At 43.0% G+C, this 23,688-nt stretch carries 15 protein-coding genes; 6 read left to right on the forward strand and 9 right to left on the reverse strand.

Features of this window, described 5'->3' with window-relative positions:
- Positions 1-30 precede the first annotated feature (30 nt).
- From exaC to JKP82_RS15750, 3 genes are all read right to left on the reverse strand, one after another.
- Positions 31-1,548 (reverse strand): acetaldehyde dehydrogenase ExaC, encoded by a 1,518-nt coding sequence (gene exaC / locus JKP82_RS15740; RefSeq protein ID WP_218397765.1) that lies wholly within the window; start codon positions 1,546-1,548, stop codon positions 31-33.
- 141 nt (positions 1,549-1,689) lie between these two features.
- Entirely contained in the window at positions 1,690-2,319 is a 630-nt protein-coding gene (locus tag JKP82_RS15745) for a response regulator transcription factor (protein WP_159533121.1), read from the reverse strand.
- Positions 2,316-3,557, reverse strand: coding sequence for a sensor histidine kinase (locus JKP82_RS15750; RefSeq protein ID WP_218397767.1), 1,242 nt, complete (start codon positions 3,555-3,557; stop codon positions 2,316-2,318). The genes JKP82_RS15745 and JKP82_RS15750 overlap by 4 nt, the downstream gene beginning before the upstream one ends.
- Positions 3,558-4,318: 761 nt before the next feature.
- Here JKP82_RS15750 and JKP82_RS15755 point away from each other — a divergent pair.
- Positions 4,319-5,050, forward strand: a complete 732-nt coding sequence (locus tag JKP82_RS15755; RefSeq protein ID WP_159533125.1) for a FadR/GntR family transcriptional regulator — start codon at positions 4,319-4,321, stop codon at positions 5,048-5,050.
- Between the two features lie 237 nt (positions 5,051-5,287).
- Positions 5,288-6,751, forward strand: a complete 1,464-nt coding sequence (locus JKP82_RS15760; RefSeq protein WP_309475343.1) for a polysaccharide lyase family 7 protein — start codon at positions 5,288-5,290, stop codon at positions 6,749-6,751.
- A 105-nt stretch (positions 6,752-6,856) separates the two neighbouring features.
- On the opposite strand, the gene JKP82_RS15765 is transcribed toward JKP82_RS15760, so the two are convergent.
- From JKP82_RS15765 to JKP82_RS15790, 6 genes are all read right to left on the reverse strand, one after another.
- Positions 6,857-9,889 carry a TonB-dependent receptor gene (locus tag JKP82_RS15765; protein WP_159533129.1) on the reverse strand — a complete coding sequence of 1,011 codons (3,033 nt, stop codon included), beginning with the start codon at positions 9,887-9,889 and terminating at the stop codon, positions 6,857-6,859.
- A 51-nt stretch (positions 9,890-9,940) separates the two neighbouring features.
- Positions 9,941-12,658: a chondroitinase-B domain-containing protein gene (locus JKP82_RS15770; protein ID WP_218397769.1), complete on the reverse strand. Its 2,718-nt coding sequence runs from the start codon at positions 12,656-12,658 to the stop codon at positions 9,941-9,943.
- A 430-nt stretch (positions 12,659-13,088) separates the two neighbouring features.
- Positions 13,089-14,090 carry a polysaccharide lyase family 7 protein gene (locus tag JKP82_RS15775; protein ID WP_218397771.1) on the reverse strand — a complete coding sequence of 334 codons (1,002 nt, stop codon included), beginning with the start codon at positions 14,088-14,090 and terminating at the stop codon, positions 13,089-13,091.
- Between the two features lie 48 nt (positions 14,091-14,138).
- A complete protein-coding gene (locus JKP82_RS15780) occupies positions 14,139-15,434 on the reverse strand; it encodes an MFS transporter (protein ID WP_159533135.1) in 1,296 nt (431 codons plus the stop codon).
- A gap of 75 nt (positions 15,435-15,509) precedes the next feature.
- Positions 15,510-17,831, reverse strand: coding sequence for a polysaccharide lyase 6 family protein (locus JKP82_RS15785; protein WP_218397773.1), 2,322 nt, complete (start codon positions 17,829-17,831; stop codon positions 15,510-15,512).
- 415 nt (positions 17,832-18,246) lie between these two features.
- The gene (locus JKP82_RS15790) at positions 18,247-18,993 is read right to left on the reverse strand and encodes an SDR family NAD(P)-dependent oxidoreductase (protein WP_159533139.1); all 747 of its coding nucleotides are present in this window, start codon (positions 18,991-18,993) and stop codon (positions 18,247-18,249) included.
- Positions 18,994-19,761: 768 nt separating this feature from the next.
- On the opposite strand from JKP82_RS15790, the gene JKP82_RS15795 reads away from it, so the two are divergent.
- From JKP82_RS15795 to JKP82_RS15810, 4 genes are all read left to right on the forward strand, one after another.
- Positions 19,762-20,640 (forward strand): NAD(P)-dependent oxidoreductase, encoded by an 879-nt coding sequence (locus JKP82_RS15795; RefSeq protein ID WP_159533141.1) that lies wholly within the window; start codon positions 19,762-19,764, stop codon positions 20,638-20,640.
- Positions 20,641-21,054: 414 nt separating this feature from the next.
- Positions 21,055-21,399, forward strand: a complete 345-nt coding sequence (locus tag JKP82_RS15800; RefSeq protein ID WP_057789516.1) for a cupin domain-containing protein — start codon at positions 21,055-21,057, stop codon at positions 21,397-21,399.
- A 4-nt stretch (positions 21,400-21,403) separates the two neighbouring features.
- Positions 21,404-22,699: an MFS transporter gene (locus JKP82_RS15805; RefSeq protein WP_218397775.1), complete on the forward strand. Its 1,296-nt coding sequence runs from the start codon at positions 21,404-21,406 to the stop codon at positions 22,697-22,699.
- A gap of 400 nt (positions 22,700-23,099) precedes the next feature.
- The gene (locus JKP82_RS15810; protein ID WP_218397777.1) at positions 23,100-23,663 is read left to right on the forward strand and encodes a DUF2780 domain-containing protein; all 564 of its coding nucleotides are present in this window, start codon (positions 23,100-23,102) and stop codon (positions 23,661-23,663) included.
- Positions 23,664-23,688: the final 25 nt, after the last annotated feature.

Raw genomic sequence — 23,688 nt, forward strand, 5'->3', positions numbered from 1 at the left:
GCAGCACCTAGGTGCTGCCTTCCCACTTAATTAAAAGAAACCAAGTGGATTGATGTCGTAGCTCACCAGCAAGTTTTTAGTCTGCTGATAGTGATCCATCATCATTTTGTGAGTTTCACGGCCTATCCCCGACTTTTTGTAACCACCAAATGCGGCATGGGCTGGGTAAAGGTGATAACAGTTGGTCCACACGCGCCCAGCTTCAATAGCTCGGCCTACTCTAAAGGCAATGTTCGCATCTCGGCTCCAAAGCCCAGCACCTAAACCAAAGCTGGTATTGTTCGCAATTTCAATGGCCTCTTCTTCAGTTTTAAAGGTTTGTACTGCTATGACGGGGCCAAAAATTTCTTCTTGGAACACACGCATTTGGTTATGCCCTTTTAGAATAGTGGGCTGAATGTAATAACCCTTATCTAAACCTGGTAACTGCTCTTTTTCACCACCAGTCACAACTTCAGCGCCCTCTGATTTACCTATATCAATGTACTTAAGGATTTTATCAAACTGTTCGCTAGAAGCCTGTGCACCTACCATTGTCTCGGTATCAAGCGGGTTGCCACGCTTAATCTTGTGAATTTTTTCAATCACTTTATCCATGAAGGCATCGTAGATATCTTCGTGAATAACCGCACGAGATGGGCAAGTACACACTTCACCTTGGTTAAAGTAACCAAGTACTAAACCTTCGGCACATTTATCAATGAACTCAGGTTCATGATCCATGATATCGGGGAAGAAAAGGTTCGGCGACTTACCGCCTAGTTCAACCGTAGATGGAATAAGATTTTCAGCCGCGCAGCGAAGAATATGCTCGCCCACTGGCGTGGAACCTGTAAATGCGATTTTGGCAATTCGGGTACTTGTGGCAAGCGCTTGGCCCGCTTCTGCGCCAAACCCATTTACAATATTAAGCACGCCTGGCGGTAGCAAGTCTTGAATAAGTTCAGCGAAAACTAAAATAGACACTGGCGTTTGTTCTGCAGGTTTTAACACCACTACATTACCGGTCACGATAGCCGGTGCGAGTTTCCATGCCGCCATAAGTAGTGGGAAGTTCCATGGAATGATTTGCCCTACTACACCGTATGGTTCGTGGAAGTGATAAGCCACTGTGTTCTTATCAATTTCGCCGATAGTGCCTTCTTGGCTACGTATACAGCCAGCATAATAACGGAAGTGGTCAGCGGCTAATGGGACGTCGGCGTTAAGTGTTTCACGCACGGCCTTACCGTTATCCCATGTTTCTGCAACCGCGAGCATTTCAAGATTAGCTTCAATACGATCGGCTATTTTTAACAGAATGTTCGAGCGTTCAGCGACTGATGTATCCGCCCACCCTTTTTTGGCAGCATGAGCAGCATCAATGGCTAGCTCAATATCTTCTGCAGTAGAGCGTGGAATTTGGGCTATATCACTGCCATCTACAGGAGACGTAGTAATAAAGTATTCGCCCTTAACTGGCGCAACCCACTCACCACCGATAAAATTACCATAACTTTCTTTGAAACTGAGTACTGAACCTTCACTTCCTGGATTTGCGTAAATCATAATGACACCTTTTTTGAATGCTTAGCGCGTCAACACGCTGCTAGTTATCGCTTACTGTGTCATTTGATAATCGTACTTTTACAGTCAATCCACCATAATGCGATAGGCCGATTTGGCTCCTACTTTAGGAGGGGAAAAAGTCTATGCCTTGCCAACATAGCCATGTTTTGTTGCCAGCTCAGCAAATTCTGAAGGGACGGTATTTAACTTTCGCTTTATCACTGTTAGCGCGTTCGACACTGTTTTCGCAGACAGGGCTAATTCATTGGCAATATCAAAGCGAGTTTTACCCATCGCCGTTGCGATGAAGATTTCAAACTCACGCTTCGTCAATTTTTCAGCAATATCGACATCGGCGTTCAACAATTGATTAGCCAAATTAACCGCCAATGAACGTTCTATGTATTTTTGCCCTTTGGCCACCACTTTTATGGCTGATATAAGTGTATCTGGCGGGCTACTTTTACTGATATACCCCATAGCACCAGTTTGCATGGCACGCTGCAAAATCGCGCAATCCTCAAACATACTAAAAAATATGATTTTCAAACTAGGCTGCTTAGCCAAAAAGTCGGAGGCTAATAGTAATCCACTCTCTTTCGCAAGATTAATATCCAGAACTAACGTGTCGATGGTAAACATTTTCAATAAATGGTGAGTTTGCTGGCCGTCAGCGGCTTCCAGCACTGTGTATTCAGGCAACATGGCATTCAGTAAAGCTTTATAGCCCTCTCTGACTACAGCATGGTCATCTACTAGCAAGATATTCATGCCACGTTAACCTGGCGCAAGTCTTCAGTGTCGAGCAAACTAAGCGACAACTGAACCCTTACACCACCCTCTTTGGGTGATTTTACCGCGCAAGTAGCGCCAATACACCTCGCTCTGCTTTGCATAGATGACATACCAACATTTTCAATGGCGTCCCCGTCAAACCCTTTTCCATTATCTCTAATATTGATAGTAAGCCCTTGCTTATCACCAGATATATGCACCCATACTTTTGACGCATCGGCGTGTTTTACCACATTATTAATTGCTTCCTGAACGAAGCGATAAATATGAATATCTCGCTCATGCTCTTGGGCAAATTTGTTCAAATTGATAGAAACTTGCCACTCGGTTTTAGGCTGAGCTAGTTCTTGTTCGAACACCAGTTTTTCAAGGGATTGCTGCAACGATACTCTGTCTAACACTAACGGATGAAGGTGGGCGGTTAAGTGTCGGATGGCGTCACTGATTTGCTGGCTCATGGCCTGCACTTTATTGGCTGACAACTCGAGCATACTGGGCTCATTTGAATTCACTAAGATGTAGGCGTGGGCTTTAATAGTGGTAAGTAGCTGTCCTACATTGTCGTGTAACTCTCTAGCCAGGTAACTCCTTTCTTGTTCCTGCAACAATGCTAACTTCTTATCTATTTTAACCAACTGCCTTTCTTTGCTTTGCAGTGAATATTGTAAACGCTGAAATTGCCCTATAACCCGCTTTACTTCTTTAATATCACTGTCTTCAAAATTGTTAGTCGCTTTACCGTCTACAAGTTGTTGCAGCGCGTCTCCCAGTTGATTTAAAGGCTTCAACCGCTGCCTTACGGCAACCTTAAGCGTAAATAGCAACACGCTCAGCGTTGTAAAAAACAACGCGGCCACTAGCCAAAAAAGGTTCATGTTTTGAACTAACTCGGCAGTATCGTGTGCTCTTACCACCAAATATTGATTTTCATGGATGGGAAGATAGATAGGCTGATTATCAGAATGATTATTTGCAGGCATTGATAACCGACCAGCAAAGCCGGTTACCGATAAATGCGGGCTTTGCTCTGCAACTGCTTTAATATCGCCAGCATTCATATTCGCTTTGAGCATCTCTTGCACTTGGTTTAGCGCGCTTGATGTTTCATCGTTTATATTTTGGCGAATTTGGAAATAGACCGAACAGGAGAAGACAATAAAGCACACGATGAAGACGGCCACGATGGCACTGGATATTTTCTTAAATCCCGACATGGCTACACCATAATTACTAAATAGACGTGTCTATGCTAAACATTCATCGTTAACAAACACATCCTGCAATAGCGCTGTTTTATTCATTCAAAAGGAGGAGAAGGTGAAGGCGGCTACTAAGGTGAATACCCACTCCCCCTTGTTCCTGCTCACATAATTAGTACCAGCGCCTATGGAGGAGAGCTCAGAAGTGGTTGCTCCTTAGAGCTGCAGCAATACTCAAAATCTTTTAATATCTAGGCAAAAATTCATGAGTGGATATTCATACTGTCTTTGGAAACCGGGTTCGTAACATGATTATGAATAAACAATTATGTTAACGCCGAATAGAAAAAACAGTAAAAACCGAACGTAAAATGTTAACCAATTTATAAGCCAAGGCGTAAAAAATGGCTCGAATTGTTGACCAATCGAGCCTATATGCTATAACTAAGAGTAGATAAAATCCTTGAAACCCTTAGTTTTTGAGTGCTTGCGGATGTAAATAGTTTAATTTTAGCCCCGTTGGCGCACTTAAATATATGATTTGATAAGCCTCTTTTAACAAATACTTCTGTATTTGTAGAATAAGACGTAGAATATCCTGAATTGATTGTTTTAAATGGTAGGTTTTGTTAGCGAAATTAGCAGAACAAACGTAGCTAGGCACCGGTATGCTTGAACCTTTTAAAGCAATTGAATTGTGTTGAACAATAAGTACAATTTAACCGATTAAGTTGTATCTGTTTGTACCTAATTATTGCAGTTATAAGGTTTAGTTGATGAAAAATCGTCGCATGTTCTGGCATATCGTTGAAAAAATAGAAGCGCAAATCGACGCTGGCCGATATCCCCCTGGAAGTCGCTTGCCACCAGAAAGAGAACTTGCTGAAAATTTTGATGTCAGCAGACCTACCATTAGAGAAGCCATTATTGCACTTGAAGTGCGAGGCCGCGTGGAAGTTAAAGTAAGTTCTGGTGTTTACGTGCTAGACAATCAGCCTCAACAAAGTGAAGTGCAACGTATTAGTGCTTTTGAGCTTACTCAAGCACGCGCGTTGGTAGAGGGCGAAGCTGCTGCACTGGCGGCCCTTTCAATCACCGACGAAGAGCTTAGTAGTCTTAACGATACTCTTATTGCAATGGAAAACGACGACGAGCCGGAAAAAGCCGATAGAGAATTTCACTCTATTATAGCCAAGGCTACACGTAATAACGCGTTGGTGTTATCTATTCAGCATTATTGGAAATTAAGAGAATCTCAACCGCAGATTGTCTCATCATATAAAAGTGTGTGTGGTACGAGTAGCAAAGACCGTCTTGAAGAACATAAGCGTATCTTTACAGCATTGAAATCACGAGACTCACAAAGCGCTAGAGCGGCGATGCACGGGCATTTTAATCGTTTGATCAACGCGCTTTTCGAAGCTTCAGAAGCAAAAGCGCTTGAAGAAATTAAAAAGAAATCAAGCGAGACCCGAGACAGATACTCTATAACCCATTTGGTAGGTTAAGCCGACAGCTCGAATCTATCACTTGATATTAAACCGCTTAATTCACCTTAAGCGGTTTTTTTAATCCTTCCTACTCTTCTTTAATATATTTAGCGACTAAAGCCCCTACCATTACGGATTTACCAAAGTGTAAGAACAACGCGGCTTTTTGGTATGACATAATTATTGGATAATACTACCTACGCCTATATACTTGAAACCAATTAATTACATTGCGTTTACATTAAGGAGTGCGCTGTGTTTTCTCAACAAGTACTGACCAATCGTTCTTACCTTCCTCTTCTAACCAGCTCGTTGTTCGTTCCACTACTGCTAACAGGCTGCGGTGGAGGAGGAAGTTCCGGCGGTACATCTTCTGTTGAAACTCCCTCGCCTCCTGCTGTTGAAACCCCTGTAGTAGAAGTTTGCACTAACGAAATGCATACCTTAGTAGGTGCAAGCGATGATGGCAGTTCAGCAACCGCATTCTCACCTGCTAATGCTATCGACGGAAACACCGCTTCTATATCAAGATGGTCAAATGACGGGGTGAACAAAACTCTTACATTAGATTTAGGTGCGTCAAAAACAGTGGGGGCGCTCGCAATTAAATGGTTCAAAGGTGCCGAACGCATAGCGAGTTTTTCAGTTGAAACCTCTGACGACCAAAACACTTGGACATCTGTTCTCACTCAAGCGGAATCGAAGGGTAACCAAAGTGGCTTCGAACTCGTCAATGTCGACGCGTCGCAAGCGCGCTATGTCAACATTGTTGGCCTAGGCAATAGTTATAATACCAACAATGGTATTGTTGAAGTGCAAGTGCACAGCTGTGAAGACGCCACTGGAATCTACACTGACGTGTTGCCCAACGAGGTAGGTATTGAGCTAGTTGATTGGTATTTAAGTGTGCCGACCGATGAAGATGATAGCGGGACATCCGACTCTATCTCTGAAACCGAACTTGCAAACGGATATAGTAATTCTGAGTATTTTTACGCCTCAGACGATAATGGAATCGTAATGCGATCGCCAAGCTATGGATTTAAAACGTCAACGAATACGAATTATGTGCGTGTTGAGCTGCGAGAAATGCTGCGAAGAGGCGATCGTTCCATTAGCACACAAGGTGTGAACAAAAATAACTGGGTGTTCGGCAGTGCTTCAGATGAAGGACAGCAAGCGGCTGGCGGTGTAGATGGTGATTTACGAGTGACTTTGGCGGTAAACAATGTAACTACCACAGGTGAAAATTACCAAATCGGTAGGCTGGTTATAGGGCAGATTCACGCAAACGATGATGAACCTATTCGCTTGTATTATCGCAAGCTACCGGGTAATGAATTAGGTTCAGTGTACTTTGCCCACGAGAGTCGCGTTGAGGACGCCGAAGGTGACAATATTGAGACCTACGTCGAACTCATTGGTTCAAGAAGCAATTCAGCAAGCAACCCATCTGATGGTATTGCACTGGATGAAAAGTTCAGTTACCACATTAACGTAAATGTAAATTTGCTAACGGTAACGATTAGCCGAGAAGGCAAACCTGATATTGCTGCGCACTATGATATGAGTGAAAGTAAGTACGATGAAGATGGCCAATATCACTATTTTAAAGTGGGTGTGTACCACCTTAATAACTCAAGCGAGCCGGATGAATTCGCACAAGCTACTTTCTATGAGATTAAAAATAGCCACACTGGTTATGCTCAAAGTGAATAAGTAAACTTTTAGCGTCTAAAATAAAAATGGCTGCCCAGAGGCAGCCATTTTTTATATTGGTTAGGGTAAAACTGTAAAACCAGCCCTCCCCTAATTTGCTATTAGTTAGTACTTCAAGCTAATACCGGCGAACAAGCGAGGGCCGTAATCGTTCACTTCACCTAGGTTACCTTGTACATAGTAATCCTGTGACTTAGGTGCACTGAACAAGTTAATCGCTTCAAGTTTTACACGAACATGTTCGTTAACTTTGTAGGACATACGTGCTTCCCATACTCCTACTTCATCTACGTAACGTAAACGAGTACCGTTACTGGTGTAAGGCTGGAAGTATTCGCTACGATATTTGTAAATAATGGCAGTATCTAAATCGCCAATTTGGTAGTAAACCTGAGTACTGAACACGTGCTCAGAGAAACCTGGTACCGAAGCTGGGTCAACAATACCTGCTGTTAACTGCGTGGTGTTGCCATCTACATCTGTGATGAAGGTGTCACCGTACAAGCTGTCTTCGAATTCGAAGTCTGTGTCAGCGTAGTTGTAGCCAATCTTAATACCTAGGCCATTATCCCAGCGGTAAGCAATAGACGCCTCTAAACCAAAGATATCGCTTTCCTCATCAGTGGTTACAGAGTTGGTTACTGGAAGCGCAAACTCTTGACCATCAATAACGAAGTTTTCAAGGACGGTACGCTGTTGGAATCCACCTTGGAATTGCTTGTAGTACAAGCCAAACGCAAAGATTGAATCTTCGTTAGGATACCACTCGAATGCAACGTCATAGTTCCACGACATTAGAGGTTGGGTATCTGGGTTACCTGAACCATTAACACCTACTAGTAAATCGGCAAGTGAAGTTGGCGCCAAATCATCATCGGTCTGGAATGTCCGGCTATAGCCTAAGTCAGATGGATCGGCACGAGACATACCACGGTAAATACCACCACGAATTAAAATATCGTCGCTGTAATCAACTACCAAGTTAAAGCTTGGAAGTACTTCAGTGTAATCACCGCCGCCTTCAATTCTTTCAAGCGAGTCACCGCTCACTAAGCTAATTACACCCAGCTCGTCAGTAACAACATCGAAAGAGTTTCTAAAGCCCACTGAGGTGACTTCGGTATCAACAATACGCACACCAAAGTTACCACGAATGAATTTGTCGAACATTTCTGTATCGTAGCTGGCCATCACGTAAGCAGAGTTAGTTTTCTCCGTAACATCGATAGTACCGCTATTTTCATATTCTACTTCTGGGTAGCCAAACTCGCCGTTTTGAGACGCAACCACAGCTTGAGAGAAACAAATGTTATCGTAAGTTGCCCACGAAGAACCGCTACCTATAACGTTGCCATCGCTATCAACGTTAGTAATAAGATCGCCATCAGAAACGCTATCTAAGAAATCAGTTTCTGGGAAATCTTTTTGGCAGCTTTGCAATAACTCAAGCGCATCGGCGTTAGCTGTGTCTAGCGTAAACTCGTTTCGCGAACCATTACCTTGGCTTCCACCATACTGGATAAAGCTAAGCTCTGACGTTCTTAAACCTGCTTGTACGCTGGTGAAAACTTCGCTATCTAATGCATACTCAAAGTCTAAACGAGCAGATTTAATTTCGTTGTCACGTGTATTCTCTCTATCAATACGAGTACGTAAACTATCTGTATAGTTAGAAATATCAGTCACGTCGAAATCAGTCACTGTGAAATGAGGGATGTTCTCTCCCATGTCCCAGCTAAAGAATTGTCTATCGGCAGTTCTAGCTCGGTTAGAGATTTGTAACTCTTCACGAGATGTTTTTGAGTAGGCTAAATCTAATTTAACGGTTAGCGCATCGGTAGCGTAGTGCTCAATGTTTAAACCATAACCGCGATAGTTTTCTTCACGTGAGAACTGTTCACCAGAAGACTCAATACGATCTTGCCCTTCCCAGTGCAAAATACCACCTACATCATTCGTTACTAGCGTAGGGCCTGTAAGCCCTGGAATTGCACGTTTTTGTAAGAAGATTAAGTCGTGACGAGACTCTTGCTGTGTTCTATCTGACACTTGAGCGTCAAAGTTGATATCCCAAGACTCAGAAGGTTGGAACTGAAGCGCTAAGAATAAAGCATCACGTTCATCAGACGTTTCGTTTTGACGATAACTACGGCTGCTTCCTGTCCATGCATAAGGAGATCCAGCGCTAACCGCTTCGCCTGTTTCAGGGTCGATAGCAGTATCGTAGCCTTGGTTACTGCTGCCGTTAACTTGGTCTTCACAGTCTCCTGCACTACTACGGTAGAAGCCTTCATTGGTATTTGTAGGGTCGTTTAAGCACGCCCATAGCGAAGAACCTGTAGGGCTTGAGCTTCTGTATTCGGCTTCTGGCTGGCTGATATCTTGACGTTGCAAACCAAAAGAAATACCTAGTGCTTGTCCGTTATCAAATTCAAACTGATCGACATAACTGAAGGTACCGCGAAATCCCAAATCACCTTGAAGCGAGTTATCAACGTTGCTTTCATCTGGGTTGTAGTTGGTTTTAACTTCACCTTGAATGCGTTGTTTGCCGTAATCTAGCGGCTGAACCGTTTCTAAGGAAATAACACCTGCCACACCACCTTCAATCATAGAGGCATCTTGGGTTTTATAAATCGCCACTTTCTTCACAAGTTCCGAAGGGAACTGAGAGAAGTTTACTGAACGGTCACCACTACCATTGGTAGCTTCACGACCATTGATATGTGTTGCGCTTAAGAAAGGACCAAGGCCACGAATGGTAATTTCAGTTGCCCCACCGTTTTCACGGTGAGAGGCTGCACCTGTAATAGACTCCAGAGCTTCACCAATTGAAAGGGCTGGCAAGTCACCGATGTCCTCTGAAGACAAACCGTCAACAACGGTTGTAGACTCACGCTTAATAGCAATTTGGTCTTGGATAGTCTTACGTGTACCTACCACGTCGATAACTTCGACGTCAGCCTGATCTTCTTCAGTTACATTGGCTTCTTGAGCGTGAAGTGAGAACGCGCTGGTAGTGGCTACACTAGCAATTATTGCAGTGCGAACCCACTTGGCCACCGGGCGAAGCGTGAATTCAGCATTCTCCACTTGATCACCATTCAAGGTTTTGTTTTTTAGTGTTTTCAACGACATTACGAGATCTCCGTTGTGTCTTTTAATGTGTGTAGGGCTGTGTGTGTTGTGTTATTCATCATCTGCCGTCCAAGTGGAACCTACGCCCACATCTGCTGCTTGGATGTAGTAAAGGCCTTTTGCACCAGCAACTGCCTGAGCACCACTTCCGTCTGTTTCGATAAGCGTGCTTTCAGCAACTACAAATTCAGGAACTTCTTTGCCATTTCCGGCAGGGTCTTGGTCAATGGCACCATCGGTATCAAACTCGCCATTGCCATCGATATTTCTGATATCTACCCAGTCGTCTGAACGGTCACCCGACATGTAGCTGTCGCTGAAACCAAAGTTGTTAGTCAGGGTTGATTCTGTGTGGTTAATTAGGTCGCAGTCGTACTCGAAGGAATGGTCACTGAAATCGCCGCTTGCATTTAAGTACAACCCTTCAGTCGAAGCGTCATTGTTCAAGCCATTTGCAATTAAGTTAGCGTCAAAGTCGATAACGAAAAATTGATTACTAAGGCCGTATAGTGTTGAGGTTTCGGCTAAGTCGTCACAATCACTAACACCGGCTTTCGAACCAATCTCAGTACTGAAGACAATAGGCTGAAGTGAATTAAGTACAGTATTGTTCGTTACTGTAAGCGATAGGTCGCCAGAACCATCTAATACCGCCTGGTTACCGGAATTCGGAACACCGCCATCAGCTTGAGAGAATGGGTTTACGGTAAATACGATACCGCCAGCTTCTTTGTTACCAGAGCGAATACCAGCAATGTAGTTGTTGGTAACGGTGTGGCCTAATGGTGTTACTAACACACCGCTTGGTCTATCGTCAGAGCTTACAATATCGGATGTACGAATAATGATGTTATCGCTAACCGTATTAAAACCGCCGTCCTCTAGTGAAATACCACCGCTAGCATCTACAATAGTATTGCCTTTGATTGTTGCACCTGAGGTTTGAACACGCATTAAGCGGCGGCCAGTAGTCACATTGTCAATTAAGTTGTACTGAACAGTGAAGTTAGCCATGTCGGCCGAGTCGTCACCTGTAGTGCTACCTAAGTTAAGTAGAAGAAGACTTGAATTATCAAAGTTGTCATTTGGGCTTTCGCTAAACAAGTTATATTGAATAACGTGGTCAGAACCAGAAGAAGATAGCTTGATGATAGAGCCTTCTGCGGCCACTGAGCGACCAGAGAAAGTGTTACGCTCAATCAAGGCGCCGCTGCCTTTCAATACCATCCAATGAAATGAATCATCTGGGTAGTTCAATGTAGCTTGCTCATTGCCCATGGTGTTTTGTGAGAAAACGAAGTTATCGCCTTCAGAATAAATCATTGCCTCTTCACCGCTATCACAGGTTGAACCTGAAAGTGTATCTATATCAGTGAAGGTTAAACCGGTTACTGCTGCACCATCGGCTGTGCCGGCTACGTGAATACAGAAATCACCAGTAAAGGTAGGTGTTTCACCTTCAACGGCACGAAGTTCAATACCGCTGGTTAATTCAAGGGCAGCCATACCTGTGTAAGTGTTGGTGTTTAACCCTAGCACGTCACCATCAGCAAGGGTTACGAGCGTAGACTCAAGCGTTGCAGCGTCACCGACTACTTGGGTATACACCACTGAGTCCAGCGCATCTGTTACTGTATCGGTGAACGAATCATTATCCGTATAAGCAGCGCTGACTGAGATAATCGCGCCGGCATAAGCCGATGGCGTGAAGGTTTTAGCGTTTGAATCGGCAATTTCAACACCGTCTGCGGACCAGGTGTACACAACGTTTGCTTCGTCAACGCCATTGTTATCCGTGATTTCAGCAGTTAATGTGGCACTGGCTAAATAAGGCGCAGTGCCCATAATCTCAATGCTACCCGCTTGGTCAACCGCAACACTGGTAACGGGAATAGTGGGTGCAGACGTAATGTCTTCTTCAAAACCGTTGTCATCTACATAGGTGACTTGCACGGTGATCACAGTACCCACCAATGAGGCATCTACCACGTAGGTGCTGTCGGTTGCGCCATCAATAGCCACATCATCAGCATACCACTGGTAAGAAATATCACCTGTTGCACCGTCTTCGTCAGCAATTTCAGCGGTAAGGGTATTGCCTACCGTCGGGGTACCTGTAATAACAACTGCACCTTCAGAGTTAACTCGCGCCACTACATCCGTTGCCGCTGAAGTGACAGACTCACTAAAACCTCGGTCGTCTTCAAACGTAGCACTGGCGGTAATAACGGTACCGAATTGAGCATCGGTAAGCATTAGCTCTGAAGTAACTTCATCTTCTATTTGCGTATCGTCCGCGAACCATGCGTAAACAATAACCGCATTTTCGATTCCGTTTTCATCAGCCACGGTGGCTGTTAACGTTGAGCCTACAAGTGCGTCGCCACTAAGGGTAATTGTCGCATCTGACGCAATGGCCATTACATCGTCGGTAGGGTCACTGATGTGAGATTCATTAATACCACCGTCATCGGTATATAGCCCTTGAACAGTAATTGGTGAACCAATTTGATCGTCAGTAAGAGTGAATGATGAAGAATTCGCACCTTCAATAGCAACGCCATCAGCGTACCAGTAATAGGTAACTGTACTAGAAATGCCATCCGGATCGCTTACGGCTGCATCTAGTGTTTGGCCGCTAATCGCTGTACCCGAAAGAGTAATAGACCCCAACGTATTAGGGTTGTTGTCTGAACTAACATCTGTGTCAACATTACAGCCTGTAATCGCTGCTGCAACTGCACAAAGTGCGAATGTTTTTAATTTCATAATGGCTCTATTCTCCGAGTTATTGGTTTTGGCTATTGAGTAGTGAACCGCACAATATTTTTATAATTAACTATTATTACCAAATTAAAGAGTTATAGGTTACCAATTGAAATTACATTAAGACAACATTGTTAACCTGTTGGAACATATAAACACAATAAAGTAACTTTTGCCACCATTATCATGCCATTGCGATAACATTTAATTCACAATATTGTCTATAGATACGATTAGTTCGCCTCCGCCCTTATGACCATTGGTGATCACATTGTTATTACCAATTTATTTTTACTGTGAATATTGGGTATAAAATTGCAGGATGTATGCAGAGAGAGCGGCCAAATATAACGCGAGGCACTGAATATTCAGCTGCCCGAGCGGAGAGAATAGGTGCTAAAGGCTATATGAAAGAGGGCTTATTAAACGGGGGTTAATGTTGATTATCTAGATGATAAAAGGTGGCTTGAACATAATCGTTCTCTGCCCCACTGTTGTTTTGATTGTAAACACCAGCTTTAAAATACATATATTGGTTATTCTTGTTATAACCACTTATACTCATATCAACACTTTTGGTTAGGTTTGGTTTGCCTTCGCGGACTAGAGTGACAAATAAAATATCGTTTTCAACCGTGATTTTATAACTAAACTTTTCGTTAAGTGCGATGCCTTCTTCAGGATTGTTTAGCGTGTGAGAACGGCTTCCTACCAGGTTTACCCATACATCGTCGCCACCATTAATTTCATGGGCGAAGTAGATTGAGCCCTTTTCGTTGCCGGGTAGTTTACGGTAGTACAGTCTAATGGGCTCATCATCGGTAGCATGTATTTGCCCAATGATCACTCGCCCTACTTTTTTCTCGTCTCCGGTGGTAGAAACGCGATTTACGGCAAGGGTTGCTTCAAGACTGCCTTCCACTGCTCCCGCTTTTCGCTTGACTGAACCGTGTGCCGAGCTAAATACCCAGTTGTTCTTAGTGACACCTTTAGTTTTAAAACGGGAGTTACCTCTGCGGAGCATTTCCCGCAATTCAGTTCGGGCGTACTTGGTGTTTTTTGATGTTTTTGCACCGGCGTTAGTGCAGGCAAATACCATTCCTCCGTCAGCGGCAGTGTAAAAAAGCGGTTTGAGTGAAAATTTGTCACTTAGCGCTTTTTCATAAATGATATCGGCTTTTAAATCTTTATTTAAGTCGGTAGGTAGGCTTAATGTCCAACTCAATAAGTCAAAGTTTTCGCTTGGTGGCTTTGATGGGTCGAGAGAACTAAAATCACCAAGTAATTCCCCTTGAGCAAGTATTTGATGTGAATCAGGAAGTGTGTGGGTAGCAGCTAAATCTTCTGCCAGAGAAGTGTTTACTACTAGGGTATTAGTCAGTGCTAATGCAATAACAACTACACTGCGTAATAACGCTTTTTTTACTGCTTTCATAAACGTTACCTACCCAATTAACACAAGCAAAGTAAAGCTAAGCGATTATTATCGCTTAGCTTCAACCGGTTCAATCTTCGGGCATAAAACCCAAATACTTAGTGTAGCAACGATGGCGAGTGCCGCACCAATCACAAAGACCACTGTGTAACTTCCGTCAGCCGTTAACGAAGGCACTGCGTATATCAAAAGCCCTGCCGCTAGCTTAGCCGCCATACCCGCAAAACCCGCCAGTGTACCTACCGACTTTCCGCCGAATAAATCACTTGGTAATGTTTGTACGTTTCCAATTGCCGTTTGAAAGCCAAACAGTATGGTTGCCATAATCAGTACCGCAGCAACTTCACTGTTTGGGTTAGACAACATCAACAGTGCTGGCAACATGATTAAGCAACCAAGCGTAATAACTAACTTACGGGCTTTGTTTACCGACCAACCTGCTCCTAGTCTATTTTGTGCAAGAAGCCCGCCAAACCAAGCACCTAACATAGCACCTACATAAGGCACCCAACCATAAATAGCCAAGCCCTTCACATCCATGGCATAAACTTCAACTAAATAGGTGGGGATCCAAACAATAAATAGCCACCAGATGGGATCGATTGCAGCGGTGGCAATAATTACGCCCCAGCTTTGTTTATGAGATAACAACTGCCCTGTTGTAGGTGTGTATTCGGCAATAGCACTGCCATCGGCGTTGGTAGCTTCGTTTCTTTGGCCTGTAAGAATGTACTCTCTTTCTTCGTCAGTGATCCAAGGGTGTGAACCTGGTGGCGATTTAACCACGATGATCCAAGGAATAAGCCAAAGCAGGCCAGTACAACCCACTATTACGAAGATTGCTTTCCAACTGAAAAATAAGGCAAGGTAGGCAATGAGAGGTATAGAAATAATGCCGCCAATGGCTGCACCAGAGTTGAATATACCTTGAGCTAAAGCACGCTCTTTAGTGGGAAACCACTCAGCGTTAGCCTTAGCAGCTCCAGGCCAGTTACCCGCCTCTGAAACACCCAAGATAGCGCGGAACACACTGAAGGTTAGTATCCCTTGCGCAAAGGCATGCAGCACGGTGGCAATCGACCAAATACCAATAGAAAGAACAAACCCAATGCGCGTTCCTACCCAATCAAAAACCTTACCAAATATGGCTTGACCGAAGGCATAGGAAAAAAGAAATACAATACTAATGATACCGTACACTTCTTTTAATTCGGCATCCGTTTTATCAGGGTAAATTTCTTTTCCCATAAACGGCCACAATACGCTAAGCGATTGTCTATCTATGTAGTTAATCACCGTTGCCAGTGCAACCAGTGCAATTACCCACCATCTCAAATTCTTCATGTTACTACCTTACCTAATATTACTTCGTCGTCATTTTTATAAAGCGTACTGTCTAAAGCGTTAGCCCGCAGGGTGTCACTTCGACTGGTTCCCTTTTACCGTCGCCGTTGATGCCCCTTTAGTAAAGGTTTCGGTCACTTCAGGAAGTGGCGTAGAATCAAAGGTGTTATTGAGAATTTGAGTTTGCGGCTCACCTACCGTGTGATCGATAGTCACTAGCTTGCTATCTACAAACGTATTGCCGCTAATTAGGCTCTGCTGCACACCCAATAGAAAAATAGAAGACTTGGATTTATTGCGTTTACCCTTTCCAACATTCGATATATCACTGTTAGTTAGCGTGAAGTGCGGGCCAAAGGTACTTTCATCTGTGCCGCCGCGATAAATTTTTGCAATGGCACCTTCAATGTTTGAAAAAGTAGAGTTTTTAATGATGACGTATTCGGCATTGTAAATACCTAAGTCATCTTGCTCTTTGTCTAAACGTAGTACGTCACCGGTAATGTTTTTGAACACACTGTCAGTAATATCGATACTGTCGGCTAAGCTTCTGTAACCCGCATCGAATACATGAGAGGAATGGTTCACATTCAAGTCGGTAATGTGAGTGTTATGAATGGCAAGCTTGTGATTAAACAAGGTAGGTAACTTAGTGTTGCGGATAAGCACATTGCCAGCGCTGTCTGGCGATTTTTTACCTGATATATTCAACCCATCAAGTTTTAAGCTTCCCCCATCTTCAATCTCAATCATTAAAGAGCGCATGGGGTAAAGGGTAACTGAGCGCGGTGACTCAGCTTTTAGTGTTACTACGCTTTTCACCTGTAGCTGCTTATTCAGCGAGTAACTCCCCGCTTTCAGCAGTATTGTGCTTCCGCTTTCTGCTTCGGCTACTGCGCTGTAAAGCTCATCCGCAGAGCTCACGCTAACTGTTTTACCCGAATCAAAATCTATGGGTAAGCCAGCTTTCTCATACCAGTTTACACCTGTGTCTTCTTTTAGCGTTGGGCTTAAAGATGCTGGTGCGCCAATATCTAATTGCTGAGCTTGCTTACTTTGCAACAACCCATTTTCGCCACGCACTAATTCGATATTTTTAACATCGAAGCCTTGCGCTAGTTCATCTTGAGGCAATTGGCTGGCTAGGTTATTTTTAAATGTAATTCCTGATACATCATCAAAAATTTTAAATGGATTTTCGCCGCTATTATTTACCACTACGTTGTTCGCGAAGCTGCTATTGATAGGCGTTGCCGTACGTTCTGCGTCACTACCTGCTGCAAGGTTGATATTGTCCAAATTCACCAACGTATTGTTATCGATTTTGGCATTTTTAACTTGGTGGTAGCGGTTAATAGATGAATTCGGCACACCATTCATAACGGTAAAGCCGCCACCAAATCTTATGCCCGTTAACCCTTCCATGTAGTTATTGCGAACGGTTTGGTCGGCATTGATAATACGGATACCACCGGTATGGTGTTTGCCATTACCAAAGAACACATTCCCTTCCACTAGGTTTCCATTGCCGTGGCGAAGCGTTAGCGTACCTCTGCTTTCAAAAAACACATTATTTAAAAACTGATTCTTGCCAGATTTATTCGAAATGATTTCTACTTCGCCATTACATCTGTCGAAATAGTTATTCTCTACAATGGTAAATGAGTCACTTAAGGAGTATTTACTGGTACCAATGCGAAGGGTTTCACCACCGTTAGATCCCAAAATTGGACGAGGGCCAAAGTAGTTGTGATCTATACGGTGATGATTTTGTTGGCTATCTTCCGTATTTAAACGCACAGCCATCGTTACGCCCGCATTACTTTTACCTTCTAGATGACTGTGGTCGAAGCGGTTGTTCCTACCATACATAACAACCCACTTATCAGAGTTAAATTTGTCTGGATTACTGAATCCATCAATAACCACCTGAGTAACTCGAGAATGATAAGCAAGGTTGTCGTCGTTCTCTTTAAACGATACCACTTCACCTGTAGGGCTATATCCGTCTTTAAATACCAAGCCTTCTACTACAAGATACTCACCTGCTAGTCGAAGGTTAGATAGCCCTGATAACACAACACCGCCGTTAGTTTGCGCTTTTAACGTAATGGGCTTTTCTGGTGTACCGACACCTTTAAGTAAAATTTCAAAATCTTCCCAAACGCCATCAGCAAGTACAATGGTATCACCCGCTTTTAACGACTTAGTTTGTTTGAGAAATTGCTTTTTATCGGCAACTAAAATGCCATCTGATTGCGATACTTGTAACAAAGGATTGGATACATCGGTGCTGTCTTCTTTTGCACCAGCTTGTGGAGAAGTTGAATTACAGCCAGCAACAAAGAGTAGGCTACAAGTGACTAAAACAGGAACAGAAAACACACTAGCATTCATGCAAACAACCTAAGTTATCTGAAAGACGATAATCGCCTTTATATGATTAAAGAAGGGGCTCTTCAAACATTTAACACTTGCATCAAGCTTAGGCAGCGACACCATATAACGAGCACTGATTAGTGGCATGCAAAAAGTCAACAATGTTTCAACTCGAGCCGAAAGATACTAGGTATCAATGTAACCAACCCCACAACACAATGTCAACCAGTTGTTAACTTTCTATATTACCAATTAATATACCTATTGATATTACCAAACCAAAAAAGATAAATGTCACCTTGATTTAAATGAATTATATTAGTCTTTCAATTGTAAACCACACAAAAATAAAAGCCTCTAAGGAGGCTTTTATTTAACTATCGGTAATAATTTATCAACATCATCTATATTGAAAAAGTTCATTTGTTTATTGCTATGAGAAAAGCAAGCCTCCGTTGATATCTACATTATTACCGGTCATGTAGGAAGCATCATCACTCGTTAAAAATGCCACCAGCTTAGCCACTTCTTCAGATGTGCCTTCTCGTTTGATACAGGTTGCTCCCGCGACATTCGAACGGACAGTGTCTGGGGTGAAGGTGTCGTGAAACCCGGTAGAAATCATACCTGGGCACACTGAATTCACGCGGATATCTGGCCCTAATTCTTTCGCTAACCCTCTTGTAAAGGTCGAGACAGCGCCTTTGGATGTTGCGTATGGAATAGCACCGCCACCACCACCATCTCGTGCTGCTTGCGACGAGAAGGTGACAATTGAACTACCGGCTTTCATGTGAGGGATGACACCTTGCACCATCAAAAACAAAGACGTTAGGTTAATATCTAACACGTTGCGCCAATGCGCTAAATCCATTTCCAGTATCTTTTTACGCTCTACCAAACCACCTGAGACATGAACTAAGCAATTTATTGCCCCGTAGGTAGACAAAGTGGTTTCGACCGTATTATGAACATCGGCTTTTTGAGTGAGGTCTGCATGAATAGCAATGGCGTTACCACCGGCTGCTACTATTTTTTCAACAGTTTCTTTCGCCCTGTCGGCACTTGCTTGATACGTAATAACGACATTAGCACCACGAGCAGCAAGTTCTACTGCACAGGCAGCACCAATATCTCTGCCACCACCCGCTACAATTGCAACTTTACCTGTCATCGACATGGTCTTATCTCCCGAAGTTCATGTTTCAATTTATGTAGATATTCACGCGAAAGGCTCGTTGATAGTAAACCAGTGAACTGGATGACTCGAATCTGTGGCGAAAACTGCTAGAATGAATATCTGAATCTGGTTTAACCCTCAACCTGTTCAAAGACTAACCAAGCCTACGATAGTCGTCAACCCTCCAGCAAACTACTAGTTACCAATTAAAATTACCAAATAGATCAAGATATTCACGGTTATTAAACATTTAAAAAACACCACCTATTAAGAATAAAAACCATATATATTAATCTTATAGAGCAACATTATCACTTAAAGGTTACTTTTAAGATAAAGAATTTTTTTAACCGAAAGTTCAAAATCAAGTTAAAAAACAAACCAAATTAGCACCTCTCTTTAATTATTGGTTGACAATATGGCATGATACTAATAATGTTTTTGATATGCTGATTGGTTCAATAAGAAAAATGAACTGTCATCATACTAGTCGATAAGAGACACGAATTAAGTTTGGCATTGGTTAATGGTGAATATTTAATTGGTAAGTGGTCTTTTGGTAGGAAGCATTTATTGCCCCTTTATTTTAGTGGGTACATCTATCAATAGTCACACTGTTCGACACAGAACCCAATTATTTAGCGAGACGTTAATCTCAGCTCAAATTACTTATTAAATTAATTAGAAGCAAGATAGCGCACTCGGCTATGAAGTGAAGTTCACATCACTCTCAGTACAGCCTGCGCCATGATATTTTAGGAGTTATACATGTCAAAACCTGTCATCGGTTTCATCGGTCTAGGCCTTATGGGCGGCAATATGGTCGAAAACTTACAGAAGAAAGGCTACGAGCTTAATGTAATGGACCTTAACAAAGATGCGGTAGCAGCATGTGTTGCAAGAGGTGCCAAGGCAGTTTCTTCGGCTAAAGAGCTAGCTGAAGCATCTGATATCGTTATGCTTTGTTTAACCACTTCAGCCATTGTCGAAAAAGTAATGTATGCAGAAGATGGCATCCTTGCAGGCATGAAAGAAGGTTCTGTATTAGTAGACTTCGGTACTTCTATTCCAGCATCTACTCGCAAGATTGGTGCTGACCTAGCAGAGAAAGGCGTTGGTATGATTGACGCACCGCTTGGTCGTACACCCGCTCACGCTAAAGATGGTTTGCTTAATATTATGGCTGCGGGCGATATCGATACCTTCAACAAGGTTAAGCCTGTATTAGAAGACCAAGGCGAGAACGTTTTCCACCTTGGCGCATTAGGTGCTGGTCATACAACTAAGTTAATTAATAACTTCATGGGTATGACAACGGTATGTGCAATGTCTCAAGCATTTGCTGTTGCTGACTTAGCTGGCGTAGATCGTCAACAACTTTTCGACATTATGTCGACAGGTCCGTCTAGCTCACCATTCATGCAGTTCTGTAAGAACTATGCCGTTGATGATGTAAGTGATCTTGGTTTCTCAATTGCAAATGCGAATAAAGATCTTGGCTATTTCTTACAAATGGTAGAAGACTTGGGAACACAGTCTAAAATTGCAGAAGGTTCGTCTTCTAACTTACAGGCTGCGTTTGAAGCTGGCATGGGTAACGGAAACGTACCAGAGATTTTTGACTACTTTCTAAAGTTAAAAAAGTAGATCCTGTCTGAGCTACTAGGGTGCTTGATGCCAACCAATAACTCATGCTGGTTAGTGTTAAGCCCCTCGTTATATTTCAATTTATAAAGCAAATAGCAAAACTACTGTGATTTTTGGGGTTACAAGGCAATAACGAAAGCACACGACTGTCGTTAATGTGCTGTGAAGTTAACCGAACTCTTACTGTGTGAGTAACTGAACTGTTTCATTAACAATAAAAAGTGAGGTAACACCCTATCTGCTTCTTTTCCTATATCACACAATTAAGATCCCTTTCTTCTTGCGTATTTGCTTCGTTTGGTAACAACACACCTCACAAAGACACTCGTTTCAAATTCACATAAGAATTCAAACCCTATTTGTTAAATGGTAGACCGCCATTTAAGAGCTATTTAATTATTAGGAGCAAGTAAAATGCAAAAGCAAAGCGCACTTTTTTTATCCGGCAACGAAACTGAAATAGAAGATATCGGCGGCGGGCTAAAACGCCAAATGCTTGGATACAACGAAGAATTAATGATGGTTAAAGTCTTTTTTGACAAGGGCGCAGAAGGGTACGTGCACGCGCACAGACACTCTCAAGTCACTTACGTTATTGAAGGCGAATTCCACTTCAGCATCAATGGCGAAGTAAAAGTGATGAAGCCAGGTGATAGCTGCCTTATTCCTCCTCATGCAGATCACGGCGCAGTTTGTCCTACTGGTGGTATATTAATTGACACCTTTAGTCCTCCTCGCGAAGACTTTTTAGAGGAATAAAACTGTGAAATTAAATGGCTTACGTTGGTGGGTAATCGCATTAATTGCGCTTGCCACTGTGATTAACTATATCGACCGTCAGGCACTTAGCGTGTTGTGGCCTGATATTGTTGAAGAGTTATTTCCGGATGAATCAGCGTTAGAACGCAAGCAAATTTACGCTAATATTTCTATTGTATTCGTATTTGCTTACGCGTTTGGGCAAGCCATTTTCGGTAAAATTTTTGACTGGGTAGGTACCCGCTTAGGCTTTGTGCTGTCTATCGGCGTATGGTCGTTGGCCACCATTGCCCATGCATTTGCACAGGGCGTACTAACCTTTAGCCTCTTTCGCGCCATATTAGGCATTGCTGAGGCAGGCAACTGGCCAGGTGCTGCGAAAGGAAATGCAGAATGGTTTCCTACCAAGGAACGTGCTCTTGCGCAGGGTCTTTTCAATTCAGGCGCTGCCATTGGTGGCATTGTTGCCATCCCCTTAATTGCATTTTTAACCGTTTATTTCAGTTGGCAAATGCTGTTTGTTGTTGTGGGTGCAGTAGGATTACTGTGGTTAATTCCTTGGTTAATTCTGGTGAAAGCACCACCTGGGGCACACCCTTGGATTACTGACGAAGAGCGTGAGTATATCCTTACTGGCCAACGTCAAACTACGATGTCAGCAGACATGGTTGAAACAGATGTAGAAGAATACAACCCTTCTACCGGTGAACTACTTAAGCGTAAACAGAGCTGGGGCGTTATTTTAGCGTCTGCTGCTATTGACCCTATTTGGTGGCTGTTTGTATTTTGGATCCCCATTTACCTAAATGAAGTGTATGCCATGGATGTAAAATCTATTGGTATTTACGGCTGGGTACCTTATGTGGGCGCTTGGTTTGGCGGTTTACTTGCCCAAAATAGACTTAAGGCCGGATGGAATACAGATAAAACTAGAAAGCTGACCATAACGCTTGGTTGTTTAATTATGCTTCCATCGCTTTTAGCCATGTCGCAACCGGGTTCTCCTACCATGGCGGTTATTATCATGGCGGTCATCTTGTTTGGTTTTCAAACCGCTATTGGCAATGTACAGACACTACCAAGCGATTTGCTAGGCAAAAAAGCCGTAGGCACCTTGGCTGGTTTTTCAGGCATGGCTGCAAAGTTAGGGGCGGTTGGGTTAACCGCATTGGTCCCTTACCTTACCGCCGATGGTAACTATGCCCCTGCGTTTATTATTGGTGCTTCGCTCGCCATTGTCGCAATGGCTGCGGTATGGTTATTGATTCCTAAAATTGAGCCACTGAAAAAGCTAGACTAAGCTAAGTACTGACGATGGCTACAACATACGTTGTGGCCATTTACCTGCAGGCTTGAATGTCTTTTTGAAGTAATAGCCTCAAATAGCAGCAACCTACACAATACTTTCCGCCCAAACCCTCTACCTAATACAAACTCTCTACCTAATAACGTGCCCGCCTATTTTAGAATAAATAGTGGCTACATAACTTACACCTGGCTTCGTATTTTCCATGCTAATGTAAAGCGGCTTTACACTTTATTGCAGGCAATAGCACTTTATTTACGCTAGGATAGCGCCTCAGAATACCGCCTAAATTTCACCTATTATGCTATCGAGCTTGGCCGACGCTCACCTTGCTTCTTAGTTTACTGACTTACTAGCTACAGCCCGGTAGATTTCTACTTCAGAGGAAAATCTTATGAAAATTTTATCTTTATTCGTTATTGCTACATTATCATTCTCGGCACACGCTTCTGCCAACGACACGCTTAACAAACTTAACGGTATGTTGGGTGATGCCACTATTCCATCTTCACAAACCACAGAAGCGGCTGAGGCTAGCTCGATGGATGTGTCTAGTTTGGTAAGTATGGTGTCAGAAAATTTGGGCGTAAGTGAAACACAATCTGAAGGCGGTTTAGCATCTATTTTTGATTATGCTAAAGGCAACCTGACGACTTCTGATTATTCAGAACTTGCCAGTGCGATCCCTGGTTTAGATTCTTTATTAGAAAACGTACCTTTAGTTGCAGCAGATTCTACAAATAGCGGCTCAACCATGTCTGGACTACTAAGTAAAGCCTCTGAATACAGCAGCTCTCTAGGCTCTATTAACGAATTAAAGCAACAATTCGATGCACTTGGTTTAGATGCAGATATGATAAGCAGCTTTATCACACAAATTAACACTTACCTGAACAGCAATGAAGAAACACAATCTTTACTTCAGTCTGGCTTAGGTAATTTAGCCTCAATGCTTTAATATTTATTTTTGGCGGCTGTATTAG

Origin of the sequence: Alteromonas lipotrueae (assembly GCF_019249215.1) — a bacterium.
Classification (GTDB): Bacteria; Pseudomonadota; Gammaproteobacteria; order Enterobacterales; family Alteromonadaceae; genus Alteromonas; species Alteromonas lipotrueae.